We start from the raw sequence: 12,802 nt of genomic DNA, 5'->3' as shown, positions 1-12,802 counted from the left end.
CCGGAGCCTTGGAGAGATTAAGGCCTGCACGAAGGCATCCGCATCATGCGGGGGCTGCAAGCCATTAGTGGAGGGTCTATTGCAGCTGTATACAGGCGCTGAAACAGGAGAACTGGTTAAAGAAGGCATTTGCGGTTGCACAACGCTTGACCGGGAAGCGATTATTGGTAGCATCCGGGAAATGGGATTGAAGAGCGTCAAAGAAGTGATGAGCGTGCTGGGCTGGAGCGAACCTGAAGGGTGTACCAAATGCCGACCGGCCCTCAATTATTATCTGGGCATGGTGTGGCCTCTGAATTACGAGGATGAGAAGGAATCCAGATTCACGAATGAAAGATACCATGCCAACATCCAGAAAGACGGTACCTATTCTGTTGTGCCCCGCATTTATGGAGGAGTTACTTCACCTGCCGATCTGAAGAAAATTGCTACTGTCGCGGAGAAATATAATGTGCCTTTGGTGAAATTTACGGGTGGACAGCGTCTTGACCTGCTAGGTGTGAAAAAAGAGGATTTGCCAGGTATCTGGTCCGAGTTAGACATGCCGTCCGGGCATGCCTATGGGAAAACACTGCGAACGGTTAAGACATGTGTCGGCAACACCTTTTGCCGTTTCGGCACTCAGGATGCGATGGGAATGGGGGTCCGGCTGGAAAAGGCGTTTGAGCGCATGAATGCCCCGGCCAAGGTTAAACTGGCTGTATCCGGTTGTCCGCGCAACTGCGCCGAAGCGACGATTAAGGATTTAGGCGTCGTCGCTATCGATGGTGGCTGGGGGATTTACGTTGGCGGTAATGGCGGCATTAAGGTGCGGGCGTCTGAACTGCTTTGCACCGTGAAAACAGAGGATGAAGTAATGGAATGGACTGGCGCCTATCTGCAGTATTACCGCGAGCAAGCCAATTGGGGCGAGCGCACAGCTCATTGGGTAGAGCGTGTTGGACTGGAAGCCATCAAGCAGGCGCTTGCGAATGCGGAGACGAGACAGGAATTGGTAGGCAGAATTGAGGAGACGCTGAGCGCGACGACTGATCCTTGGCGCGAAATCATCCATGACAAAGAGCTGCTCAAAAACTTTGTGCAGCTACCGGAGCTAAATTCAGTAATGGAATAGGGGGCCGAAGAAAATGGAGATCAACACGACAACAACCAGCAGAATCAGAGTAGCCAATCTGAGCGATATTGATCTACGGGGAGCCCGTACAGTTCGTATTCGCAATATAGAGGTAGCCCTATTTCGCCTGAGCGACGGAAGCGTTCATGCGCTTGAAAACCGTTGTCCGCATAAAGGTGGACGCCTATCCGAAGGAATGATATGTGGCTCAGCAGTCCATTGCCCGCTCCATGACTGGAAAATTGACCTGTCCAGCGGTCAGGTGCAAGAACCGGATACCGGTTGTGTGACTGCTTTTCCGACAGAGATTGATCGTGAAAGCGGAGCTGTTTATATCGTAATCTAGGGTTCTGTGTATAAGGTGCTTCAATACCTTATTAAATATATTTCTTCTATAATATAGAGCAGCTATAATGATAAACTGATACGCACAAAAGCCGATCCTATTTTTAGGTCGGCTTTTTATCTTCTAAGTATAATGAATGAAGATTTCCTAAGAAAATTCGCAATTAATCCCTAAACAAACAAAAAAAGCCTTGATCATCAAGGCTTTTCGCGTATAGGACGGATGGGGATCGAACCCATGACCCTTACCCTGTCAAGATAATGCTCTCCCGCTGAGCTACCGTCCTGCGGTTACTAGATAATATCATGTATTAACCATATATGTAAAGCAAAAAAATAAAGATACTTGAATTTTGTCGCCATTTTTATATATAATTCAAATTTACCAGGTTTGTCAATTGGATTGGTGATAGGGGGAGCAGAGAATGGCCGCAGAAATTATCAGTGTAACGACAGAGGAACAGCTACAGGAAGCGATATCGATCCGTACCAAAGTGTTTGTCGAGGAGCAAAAGGTGCCTCTTGAACTGGAGCTTGATCACTATGACAAGTTGGGAGATGCTGTTCATCATTTGCTAATTTGTGACCATGGTGAAATGGTGGCTACTGGTCGACTGACGTATTATGAAGAAGATACTGCTAAAATGCAGCGTATTGCCGTGCTTAAGGAGTATCGTGCGGCGGGTTATGGGCGTGTATTGCTACTGGCACTGGAAGAACGCGCACGTGAGCTGGGGCTAAGATACTCACTGTTGGATGCCCAATGCCAAGCTGAAAAGTTTTATGAAAAGCTCGGATATGAGACGATATCCGATGAACCTTTTGACGATGCCGGAATCCCGCACGTACGTATGCGCAAAAAGCTGTAAACGATCGTGCTAGATGCATAAAATTCTGTACAGAGTCCATGCTAATGAGAGTTCCTCCACTATACTATGGCTAAGGAGCGATGCAGCATGGCAAATACAGAACGGGAACAGATTACGGCGGTACGCAAAAACGGGGATGGCGATCTTACGTCTTTTCAGACGTCCACCGGGCGAATTCTGGATTACAATCAGGCACTAAATGAGATTGAAGCAGGCTCAATTGCAGGCGTAAATGTGTTCAAGGCAAAGGATGGAAGCAAACGAATTCGCGGAGATGCCGATGGGGATCCTACCAATAATCTGGATCAGCTGCCGTTGTTCTGACCCGGGGTTTAACACTAAAACTTAAGTCTACTATCAAACGCAAAAATATATGGAAGCCGCCAGCTATCCTTTGTAGGAAGGCTTGGCGGCTTTTTGTTATTCACTTCGACCATAATTGGCATTATTGCTTTGCACATTCCAGTTCGGTAAGGGGATACTTGCGTTGCTGCTCCAGAAAGGGCATGACCCCTGCCTTCTCCCGAAATTGTTCCATATCATCGCTGTAGTGCATCAGGTGAATACGCTCTTGAAGAGGTTGTGGCAGGCTTAGCAGCTCGTCCAGTGTCGTATGAACTTCTCCCGCACCTTGCAGCTGAACCTCATGCAGAATACTCTGACATCCTCGCTCATACACCAGGTGATAAAGCAAATCAGGATCAAAAATCATATCCGCACTATAAAAAAGACGGTCATTAATGAATAGCGAGTAGCTGTTTTTACCGGGAATATGTTGCGTAGGGATGAGCTCCACCTGGATACCAGATACTAAAACAGCAGATTTACCAGGTGTTAGTACATTTACCTCAAAAACATCTTCGAGCCTATCAATCATGCCTTGCTGTGACATACCGCCTTTGAGTGTGTGTTCCCATAGTGGATGGATTAGTGGTTCAGCGATATAAAGTACAGGCTTGCGACGGTGGAGAATGTTCATCTGGAAGCCGAATTCCTCCAGACCTCCGACATGATCCGCGTGAATATGGGTGATTAAGATAGCGTCAATTTCAGATAAAGGAACGCCCATTTGGTGCAGAGCCAGAGAAGCGGTAGTTCCGCAATCAATCAGCAGTTTCCCTTCTCCGCTATCCAGCAGCGCGTTGTTGTTGTAATAATGCTTAGCAAAGGCACTGCCTGTCCCTAGCATTTGTATCGTCAGGCTCATTTTAGGCTCACCCTCCAGGCTATGTGTATAGGACCTTTTACAGTCGTATTTTATCATCTATACATCTGGAACTAAAGGATTTGGCAGCCTATGTGAAAATTTTGGACAATTTGTGGAGTGCAGCGCAACTTGTGGGGCTGAGCTAGGTATAAATGTACAACGACAGGTTTTTAACAGATAACGATGGAGGGATAAGTGGTGGTTAAATTCAGAAAAGTGATGGCCCTAATGATGGCCTTTTCGATAATGGGAGGGACCGTCATTTCGGCGGAATCCGCCAAGGACCAAGTGCAACTGATTATTAATGGAGAAGTGTCGAAGGATGGCGCGGTTGTCATTGATGGTAAAACGTATGTGCCCATTCGCGATTTTAACGGAATTGTAAATTTTGATCCATCTGGCGGGAAAGTTGTTTTCGACCAGCCTAACGTGCATATGTTCCTATTCAAGGGGGATACTGTGTTTGGTAACGTGAATAAAGGCAACAAGGTGAAATTCAATGTATTTAGTCAAATTGATACCTTGAAAACGGATATCTCCGGAGTGAAGGTAGCGATCACCGACCCTTCGGGCAATGTAAAGGATATTCAGTCCCAGGATATCAAAGGAGAACAAAAGGATAACTTTTGGTTCCGTACCAGTGACTTTACGTATGATTTCAAAACAGCAGGGAATTACCGTGTCGGTTTTTATATTAAAGAAAGCAAAGACAGCAGCTATACATTAGTGTCCGAAAAAGTCATTACAGCGATAAATTAGGCATACCCCAAATTGACCTGCATCCTTGATCATGTTACGATACGAGGGAAAATAAAACAATTTGAAGGTAGGTATTTCCATGAGTGATCACAAACATGAACACGGTGAAGCCTGCAACCACGATCATGACCACGAACATGAAGAAATGGTTCTTACGCTAACTGATGAAAATGGTAAAGATGTAGAAATGGTGCTGGTAGAGACCTTTGACGTAGAAGATCACGTTTACGCCCTTCTGCTGGAGCGAGGCAATCCTGAAGCGGATGGCATTATTCTTCGTATGGAAGAAGAAAACGAAGAAATGGTGCTTTACAATATTGAGGACGAAGATGAATGGAAACGTGTAGAAGCTGCATATAGCGAGCTTGTTGCCCAATACGAATAGAATTGGATACAGCAGCTGTTAGAAGCTCTTCAAGACATTAAAAAGCCCCCGAATGGGGGCTTTTTTTGTTGACTATCAACATGTATTGCATGCACGGGCTCTCAGATCGGCATTATGAAATGGCGTCCGTTTCGACGATAACCTTCACCTGATGTACCGTTCGATCCTCAGGCCCTTTAACAGGCAGGCCTACTTCCACATGATCGACAATATAATCAATATTGTCCTGCGAAATCACTTCTCCCGGCAGCAAGATCGGAATACCCGGTGGATATACATAAATAAACTCCGCAATAATACGACCAGCCGATTCCTTGAATGGAACTACTTCCGTATCTCCGTAAAAAGCGTCTCTCGGAATGAGGGAGAGCTGCGGGATATCCGGTATTTTTACAATCAGCTCATGCTGCTGACCTGTAGAATAATGTATAGAAGCCAGCTCGCGCAGAGCTTTCAATAAAATCTCAACATCCTCTTTGGTATCCCCGGGGGTCACCAGACAGAGAATATTGTACATATCGCTAAGCTCAACCTCGATATTGTAGTGATCTCTCAACCAATTTTCCACATCGTATCCGGTAAGGCCCAAGTGGCGGATATGAATCGTAATTTTGGTTGGATCATAATCATAGGTAGCTTCAGTGCCAAGAATCTCACTCCCAAAGCAATACAGCCCTTCAATCTTGTTGACCTCTGCCCGGCAATATTCAGCCAGATCCAGAGCGCGTTGAGCTATTTCATGGCCGTTAAGCGCCAGATTACGTCGGGATGTGTCCAACGAAGCCAGCAGAATATACGAAGTGGATGTCGTCGTCAGCATACTGAAAATAGTTTGTACACGCTGCGGATTAATGTATCCGTTCTTTGTATTCACATTCAGAATCGAGCTTTGGGTCAGGGAACCACCCAGCTTGTGAACACTGGTAGCTGACATGTCTGCTCCCGCCTCCATGGCGGACATCGGCAGATCAGTATGAAAATGAATCAGTACACCGTGAGCCTCATCGACCAGGACCGGCACATTATAGCTGTGAGCGAGATCAACAATTTCCTTCAGATCGGCGCACACACCGTAATATGTCGGGTTGATGACAAGGACGCCTTTGGCGTCAGGGTGACGTTCCAATGCCCGGCGTACGGACTTGGTTGTAACCCCGTGGTGAATACCAAGATTCTCATCACTGACTGGAGATATGAATACCGGCTTTGCACCAGCAAAGATAATGGCAGACATTATGGATTTGTGTATATTTCGGGGTACAATAATTTTATCACCCGGCAAGCAAATGGACATAATCATAGTGATGATGGCTCCACTTGTTCCCTGTACACTGTAATAAGTATAATCAGCTCCGAAGGCTTCTGCTGCAAGCTTTTGAGCTTCTTCGATGACGCCTGACGGCTGATGCAGATCGTCCAATGGAGCGATGTTGATCATATCTATGGAAAAGGCATTATCCCCCATAAATTCGCGAAATTCCGGATCTGCTCCCACTCCCTTTTTATGACCTGGGATGTGAAATTGAACCGGGTTGCTCTGAGCATGCTTTTTCAAAGCAGTAAAAAGCGGGGTGTTGCTTTGATTCATTAGTGTTGTCACAACCTTTCATGCAGGATTCGACAATCCTGTGCAATTGATAATAGAACAAAATTGAGTATAGCAGTTTGAAGTAGGAATGCAAGCGGTTAAGGATGCATTTATTTGTGGAAAAGTGGAGTAGTGGAAGAACCTGGACTTGATAACTCAAAAAACGAAGGTGAGGATGTGGGACGGATGAGGCAAATTGGACAGGAAAAAGCTCCACGACGGCTGTGGTCTCCTTTTTTTGCGCAATTATGGGTGCTGGTATTTTTGGTCGAATTTATGAAAGGTTCTCTACTGGTGGCCATCCTGCCGGTATATATGGGGGAAACACTTGGGCTGTCAGCGGGCATTATTGGTTTGGCCTTTTCGCTTCAATATTTTGGCGACAATGCGTTTCGGGCGCCGGCAGGCTGGATGGCCGAACGGCTCGGCTACCGTGGAACGATGTCGACCGCGCTGTTATTTACACTTGTAGCGATCATTATGCTAAGCGTGCTCAGGGAGCCTGTGTGGCTCGTGGCAGCATGTCTGCTGCTCGGACTTGGCACCTCTCCGCTCTGGCCTTGTGTCATGACTGGAACGACCGAAATGTCTGGACCTAATAACAGCAACGGCACAGCGATGGGAACATTGGAAATTGCGTCCATGGGTGGGACGGGGCTCGGGCCGCTTGTTATGAACTTTGCTATGTCATATTATGGGCATTCTTACGGAATGGTGTTCATGATTTTGATAGGATGCAGCATTGTATTGTTGCTGGTTGCCCTCATGCTGCCCGGATCGAACAAATCAACGGATAGAGGAGAACCCGAGCGAAGTGCTGCAGTGTCTTCCGGTAGGGCCATCAAGCAGAAGCAGCAACTATGGAAAGGAATCAAGGAAACGATCAGCACGCTCAAAACAAAGCTAAACGTCAATCCACTTATTTATCCGGCTCTGTTTTTACAGTCATTTGTCATCGGTCTGATCAGCCCGGTACTGACGCTGTACGCACGAACGGACCTCGGAATTTCACCGAACCTGTACAGCGTACTTTTGATTGCAGGTGGTGGGGTGACTGTGCTGGCACTGATTCCGTGCGGTAAGCTGGTTGATCGACTTGGAACGGAGTATTTTCTGCATATTGGCTTTTTGCTTGCCGGCATCACGTTGTTTTTCTTCTCAACCGTCCGATCTATTCCGTTTGTGTTCGTAGCCGTAGCGCTTATTGGTTTGGGATATGCTCTCATTTTGCCTGCATGGAATACATTTCTAGCCAAACTGATCCCGGAAAGCGAACGAGCAACAGTATGGGGCTTTTTTCTAACGCTCCAAGGCTCGGGTATGGTTATCGGTCCGCTCGTGTCAGGAGTGCTATGGGACCGTGCAGGTCACACAGCCCCATTTATTATCAGTGGTGTCGTGATGCTGCTTATGTTCGGCTGCCATTTGGCTCTGGCGCGTCGTCCGCGTAGAAAAACTGTTGTTAAGGCCTGAACTGTGCTCTTAAAAGCGGATCAGGGCTGCATTTATCAGAAGTTATTCTTTCGGAAACGCCATCCGGTACAGTGGCAGCAAATACTCAAAGGTGGAACGTACCGTCTGCAGCAGGGCTGCTCCGTCACTGGACAGAGGGTCATTTCGATCAATACGGAGCCCACACATGATTTCGGCTTTTTTCACCTGCTGCAGCTTGTTAATGATGGTTTGAAACTCTTGCGTGTCCATTTGTTGCTGCTCTGTGCCTTCTGGATTCATGTGGTCCATGGACCAGTAAAAATGCCCCGGTATGTTGGAACGTACATCGCTCAGGTTGGCTTCAAGCGCCTGTGCAAACGTGATTTTATTCGGACTTTCATAAATGACTGCGAATATGACGAAAATATGGGAAGCAAACATACCTACCTCGAAATGCGGCAAGGCCTTATATCCGCGCTTATTTGCTGCCCAGGCTACCCAAGTATCTATCGGGGGATTGACCTTGCGTCGTGCATGTTTGGCAACGTGAACGTGCATAGGCTCGCCACATAATTCTGTCAGGAACGGGGCTAACTCCTCGCCAATTGCCTCCAGCTTGGGCCGAAGCTGCTGAACTAGCACCTCCATGCGAGGCTCCAGCCCCGGTACTTCAAAAACCTCAAAATCCTTTGCGGTAAATCCACTGAATGTCATTCCGTTTCCTCCTGTATCTCTGGGGTAAGCCATATCGTTTGGCGTACTATGTCCGATTATAGCATAATGCTCGTGGGCTTGACCGACTTTAGACCAGCCTCGGTACAAGCATATAAGGCAAAAGTAGGATTGTGCGCTGTTACTCATAAAAATAGGTCAAATAACCAAGTACCCTTACATAAAATGAAGTATAAAATAGAGCAAAGGAAGATCAAGCGGGAAAGCCGCAGGCTGCTGTAGCCGGACTTCTTGAATCGGACTTGAAAAAGGAGGGAATGCCGTGAACAAGGGCTGTGAGGTAGAATATTGTAATCTAGAGCTCCGGTTTAGCCGTCGGCATATCCATAATCTGATCAAGGATTTGATATCGGAAGGGTATTCGCTGTACTGGAGCGAGGATGAGTCGTATCTGGTTTTGTCGGTGAGAACCGGGCGCAAGCTGGTGAAGCTCCGTTTTCAACAATTGCGCACAGGGCATTACAAGTTGGCTGGAGATTATGTGATCCGCGACGCCAAGCTGGCCGAGTGGCTGGAGAAGCTGATTGGAAGCACCCGAGGTCATGCCATTGTCAAAAGAGTCAAGGACCATCATATTTTAGTGGAAAATATTTTGTTCGGCGAGGTCATTCGTCTGGTCGAGGTAACCGGCTTTAAGCAGCGTGTTATTTATCAGAAGGGACCGGTGCTGTCCGTACAGGAAATGGAGGATATGTACACCTCCAATGAAGGCGAAACCCGGTTGCTGTTGCTCAAAATGGAAGTAGATGATGTGTTGGAGAAGCTGTTTATGGCGATGGGCGAGGGAAATACGGCGAAAGCAGGGAAATGCCAGGAACGCCTGCAAACGCTATCCCGTCAATTGCTGATGATGGAAGCGTAGTACTTTACATCTGAACACCTCATGAAAATGGGGTGTTTTGCTCTGCGAATAGACAGGGGTTCACTTCTGACACCAAAAACGTTAAAATAGAAGTGCGCGTGTTCCGATTCACATAAAGTGTAATGCGGTAAAGCGGCGATATAGAATAAAAAATATGTTGCAAAGGATGAGGAACCAGATGGCAAAACAGCAGATTGGTGTGATCGGCCTGGCGGTAATGGGTAAGAATTTGGCCCTTAATATTGAGAGCAGAGGCTTCACAGTCTCGGTTTTTAACCGCTCTCCAGAAAAAACGCATGATCTTCTCAAAGAAGCAGAAGGTAAAAAACTGACGGGTACTTTCTCCATTGAAGAATTTGTGAACTCACTGGAATCGCCCCGTAAAATCCTGATCATGGTTCAAGCGGGTAAAGCAACAGATGCCACGATTGAACAGCTTGTGCCTCATCTGGACAAGGGCGACATTATTATAGACGGAGGCAATGCCTACTTCCCTGATACACAGCGCCGCAGCAAGGAGCTGGAGGAAAAAGGACTTCGCTTTATTGGTACAGGCGTATCCGGTGGTGAAGAAGGTGCCTTGAACGGTCCTGCCATCATGCCGGGTGGGCAAGAGAGTGCCTACAAACTGGTGGAGCCTATTCTGACGGCAATTTCTGCTAAAGTGGATGGCGACCCATGCTGTACATATATCGGTCCTGACGGTGCTGGTCACTATGTAAAAATGGTGCATAACGGTATCGAGTATGGTGACATGCAATTGATTGGTGAAGCTTATCACCTGTTGAAATCTGTCCTGAACGTGAGCGCGGAAGAACTGCATGAAATCTTTACGGAATGGAATAAAGGCGAACTGGACAGCTATCTGATCGAAATTACGGCTGACATTTTCTCCAAATATGATCCTGAAACAGGCAAACCAATGGTAGATGTGATTCTGGATGCCGCAGGTCAAAAAGGTACAGGTAAATGGACAAGCCAAAGCGCGCTGGATCTGGGTGTGCCTCTGTCCATGATTACCGAATCCGTATTCTCCCGTTTCCTGTCTGCCATGAAAGACGAGCGTATTGCTGCAAGCAAAGTGCTGAGTGGTCCTACTGTTGAATCCTTCAGCGGCGACAAAAAAGAATTTATCGAAAATGTACGTAAAGCACTGTTTGCAAGTAAAATCGTGTCTTATGCCCAAGGCTTCGCTCAAATGCGCGCAGCTTCCGATGAATACAATTGGGATTTGAAATACGGAAATATCGCCATGATCTTCCGTGGCGGTTGCATTATCCGTTCGCAATTCCTGCAAAACATCAAGGATGCCTATGACCGTGATCCTGCCCTGAAAAACCTGTTGCTGGATTCCTACTTCAAAAACGTAGTAGAAAATTACCAAAATGCATGGCGTCAGGTGATTTCTGTGGCTGTATCTCAAGGTATTCCGGTGCCTGGATTCTCCAGTGCGCTTGCATACTATGACAGCTACCGCACTGAACGTTTGCCAGCAAACCTGCTGCAAGCGCAACGTGACTACTTTGGTGCACATACGTTCAAACGTGTGGACAAAGAAGGCGTATTCCATCACCAATGGTTCTAATGAACGGTTTGGTGGATATACAAGGATAGCAGTATAAAATAAAACGGAAGCTTTTTTGGCCCGACCGGGTAAAAGAAGCTTCCGTTTTTTGATGTGCGCGTCAAAGGGGATCATGTGGAGAGGATTGTGTAACCTTTTAACGCTGTGGTATGATAAGAACAGATTTTAATGCGTTACCGCGTTTAAGCTTTTTACTGTTCTTGTGACCATTGCAGCATGCCGCCGGTCATGTTAGTACAGCCTTCATAACCGAGCTGCTGCAAATATTCGCAGGCCCGCTCGCTGCGATAACCGCTCCGGCAAATAAAGATGATTTCACCGGTACGTTCAATTTCCTCAAGACGGCCCGGAAGCTGTCCGAGCGGAATGTGCTTGGCACCTTCAATCATGCCTTCCGCTACTTCTTCCGCCTCGCGGACGTCGATCATTTGCAGTTGTTCTCCTGCTTGCAGGCGTGCGCGAAGCTCAGAAGGTTCAATCAGGGCGATTTGCGTCATGGCTGGACCTCTTTTCCGATGTGAAATGGGTACTGCGTTGTGTTATTATTGTGTGCGAAATATCACACTCTCTATGTATGATAGCGAAGCTGTCTCTTAGCTGTCAATTAGGCTAAACCTAAATACAGATGAAGACTAATCAACTTGCTGGATTAAACTCCGCCAGATCTAGATGAATATTATATATTTTTTTGGTGGAGAAATGAATGCTACAGCTTGTATAATTAATGTAAACTAGGATGGTTTGAATCGAAAAGGAGCATGTACAATATGGATGTTATCGTTAGACCTACTCCTTCCTTGCAGGGAGAGATTGGGGCCTTGTCCTCCAAAAACTACACTACTCGTTATCTGCTCACAGCGGCACTCGCGGATGGAAAAAGCACCATTTATTATCCAGCCCATAGCGAAGACAGTGATGCCATGCGTCGTTGTATCTCCGATCTGGGCGCAGTGCTGGAGGAGGATGACGAGAAGATAGTTATTACAGGCTTTGGCAGCCATCCTCGCTCCGTGAAGGAACTAAATGTGGGAAATGCTGGAGCGGTGCTTCGTTTTTTGATGGCAATTGCATCCTTATGCCCGGATGTTACTTTCGTTAATACATATCCTGACTCATTGGGTAAACGCCCGCATGACGATCTCATCGATGCGCTGGTCCAGTTGGGTGTGAAGGTGGACCATCGCGAAGGTAAGTTGCCGATTCGTATCCAGGGTGGTCAAGCTAAGGGCGGCAAAATTCAGGTGTCCGGCTCGGTTAGCTCACAATATTTGAGCGCGTTGCTATTCCTTACACCATTATTGGAGGAAGACAGCGAAATCGAAGTGCTGCATGATTTGAAATCCAAGGTGGTCGTTGGGCAGACACTGGAGGTATTGCAGGAGGCTGGCATTGTCATTCATGCAAGCGATGATTACATGTCTTTCCGTGTACCTGGCCGACAATCCTATCAGCCACGTACGTATACTGTACAGGGGGATTATCCGGGGAGTGCGGCAGTGCTGGCTGCTGCTGCAGTAACAAATTCCGATGTCACCATCCATCGGCTAAAAGAGCAGAGCAAGCAGGGAGAACGTGCTATTGTAGATGTGCTGCGTATGATGGAAGTACCGCTGACGCACGAGAACGATACCGTTGTCGTAAAGGGGAACGGCCGATTGAAGGCCATCGAGTTTGACGGAGATGCCGCGACAGACGCTGTGCTTGCAATGGTAGCTGCGGCTGTATTTGCTGAAGGCACGTCTCGTTTTTATAATGTGGAAAATTTACGGTACAAGGAATGTGACCGGATCACCGATTATTTGAATGAGCTGAGCAAGGCCGGAGCTCGCGTAGAAGAACGTCAAGCGGAGATCATCGTCCATGGCAGACCGGAGGGTGTCGAAGGAGGCGTTGAAATTAACGCGCACTTTGATCACCGTGTC

14 protein-coding genes and 1 tRNA gene are annotated in these 12,802 nt (G+C 47.2%); 10 read left to right on the top strand and 5 right to left on the bottom strand.

The window, feature by feature from the left end; genetic code table 11:
• Together WG8_RS28510 and nirD are read left to right on the top strand one after the other, a co-directional pair.
• A partial coding sequence (locus tag WG8_RS28510) for a (2Fe-2S)-binding protein (protein ID WP_007431061.1) occupies nt 1-1,114 on the top strand: 1,114 nt, incomplete at its 5' end.
• 13 nt (nt 1,115-1,127) lie between these two features.
• Nucleotides 1,128-1,460, top strand: a complete 333-nt coding sequence (nirD, locus tag WG8_RS15015; RefSeq protein WP_007431060.1) for a nitrite reductase small subunit NirD — start codon at nt 1,128-1,130, stop codon at nt 1,458-1,460.
• Nucleotides 1,461-1,674: 214 nt separating this feature from the next.
• On the opposite strand, the gene WG8_RS15010 is transcribed toward nirD, so the two are convergent.
• Nucleotides 1,675-1,746, bottom strand: a tRNA-Val gene (locus WG8_RS15010).
• A gap of 138 nt (nt 1,747-1,884) precedes the next feature.
• Between WG8_RS15010 and WG8_RS15005 the strand changes: the two genes are divergently transcribed.
• Complete coding sequence (locus WG8_RS15005; RefSeq protein ID WP_007431059.1) at nt 1,885-2,328, top strand: GNAT family N-acetyltransferase; 444 nt, start codon at nt 1,885-1,887, stop codon at nt 2,326-2,328.
• Nucleotides 2,329-2,415: 87 nt separating this feature from the next.
• Nucleotides 2,416-2,652, top strand: a complete 237-nt coding sequence (locus WG8_RS15000; protein WP_007431058.1) for a DUF3892 domain-containing protein — start codon at nt 2,416-2,418, stop codon at nt 2,650-2,652.
• A gap of 121 nt (nt 2,653-2,773) precedes the next feature.
• On the opposite strand, the gene WG8_RS14995 is transcribed toward WG8_RS15000, so the two are convergent.
• The gene (locus WG8_RS14995) at nt 2,774-3,535 is read right to left on the bottom strand and encodes an MBL fold metallo-hydrolase (RefSeq protein WP_007431057.1); all 762 of its coding nucleotides are present in this window, start codon (nt 3,533-3,535) and stop codon (nt 2,774-2,776) included.
• A 219-nt stretch (nt 3,536-3,754) separates the two neighbouring features.
• Between WG8_RS14995 and WG8_RS14990 the strand changes: the two genes are divergently transcribed.
• Together WG8_RS14990 and WG8_RS14985 are read left to right on the top strand one after the other, a co-directional pair.
• Nucleotides 3,755-4,294: a hypothetical protein gene (locus WG8_RS14990; RefSeq protein WP_043891169.1), complete on the top strand. Its 540-nt coding sequence runs from the start codon at nt 3,755-3,757 to the stop codon at nt 4,292-4,294.
• 79 nt (nt 4,295-4,373) lie between these two features.
• Complete coding sequence (locus tag WG8_RS14985; RefSeq protein WP_007431055.1) at nt 4,374-4,679, top strand: DUF1292 domain-containing protein; 306 nt, start codon at nt 4,374-4,376, stop codon at nt 4,677-4,679.
• 112 nt (nt 4,680-4,791) lie between these two features.
• Here the strand turns inward: WG8_RS14985 and WG8_RS14980 are convergent, their stop codons facing one another.
• Complete coding sequence (locus WG8_RS14980) at nt 4,792-6,267, bottom strand: aminotransferase class I/II-fold pyridoxal phosphate-dependent enzyme (protein ID WP_007431054.1); 1,476 nt, start codon at nt 6,265-6,267, stop codon at nt 4,792-4,794.
• Between the two features lie 186 nt (nt 6,268-6,453).
• On the opposite strand from WG8_RS14980, the gene WG8_RS14975 reads away from it, so the two are divergent.
• Complete coding sequence (locus WG8_RS14975) at nt 6,454-7,740, top strand: MFS transporter (RefSeq protein WP_043891168.1); 1,287 nt, start codon at nt 6,454-6,456, stop codon at nt 7,738-7,740.
• Between the two features lie 42 nt (nt 7,741-7,782).
• Here the strand turns inward: WG8_RS14975 and WG8_RS14970 are convergent, their stop codons facing one another.
• Nucleotides 7,783-8,415 carry a DUF1054 domain-containing protein gene (locus WG8_RS14970; RefSeq protein WP_007431052.1) on the bottom strand — a complete coding sequence of 211 codons (633 nt, stop codon included), beginning with the start codon at nt 8,413-8,415 and terminating at the stop codon, nt 7,783-7,785.
• A 280-nt stretch (nt 8,416-8,695) separates the two neighbouring features.
• On the opposite strand from WG8_RS14970, the gene WG8_RS14965 reads away from it, so the two are divergent.
• Both WG8_RS14965 and gndA read left to right on the top strand, forming a co-directional pair.
• The gene (locus tag WG8_RS14965; protein ID WP_007431051.1) at nt 8,696-9,295 is read left to right on the top strand and encodes a hypothetical protein; all 600 of its coding nucleotides are present in this window, start codon (nt 8,696-8,698) and stop codon (nt 9,293-9,295) included.
• Nucleotides 9,296-9,473: 178 nt separating this feature from the next.
• Nucleotides 9,474-10,880, top strand: a complete 1,407-nt coding sequence (gene gndA, locus WG8_RS14960) for an NADP-dependent phosphogluconate dehydrogenase (protein WP_007431050.1) — start codon at nt 9,474-9,476, stop codon at nt 10,878-10,880.
• 191 nt (nt 10,881-11,071) lie between these two features.
• Here gndA and WG8_RS14955 read toward each other — a convergent pair whose 3' ends face one another.
• Nucleotides 11,072-11,377 (bottom strand): rhodanese-like domain-containing protein, encoded by a 306-nt coding sequence (locus WG8_RS14955; protein ID WP_007431049.1) that lies wholly within the window; start codon nt 11,375-11,377, stop codon nt 11,072-11,074.
• A 270-nt stretch (nt 11,378-11,647) separates the two neighbouring features.
• Between WG8_RS14955 and aroA the strand changes: the two genes are divergently transcribed.
• A partial coding sequence (aroA, locus tag WG8_RS14950) for a 3-phosphoshikimate 1-carboxyvinyltransferase (RefSeq protein WP_007431048.1) occupies nt 11,648-12,802 on the top strand: 1,155 nt, incomplete at its 3' end.

The sequence above is a fragment of the Paenibacillus sp. Aloe-11 genome (assembly GCF_000245715.1).
Classification (GTDB): Bacteria; Bacillota; Bacilli; order Paenibacillales; family Paenibacillaceae; genus Paenibacillus; species Paenibacillus kribbensis.
Note: the sequence above shows the minus strand (reverse complement) of the source record. Positions and strands in the feature narration are given on the sequence as shown.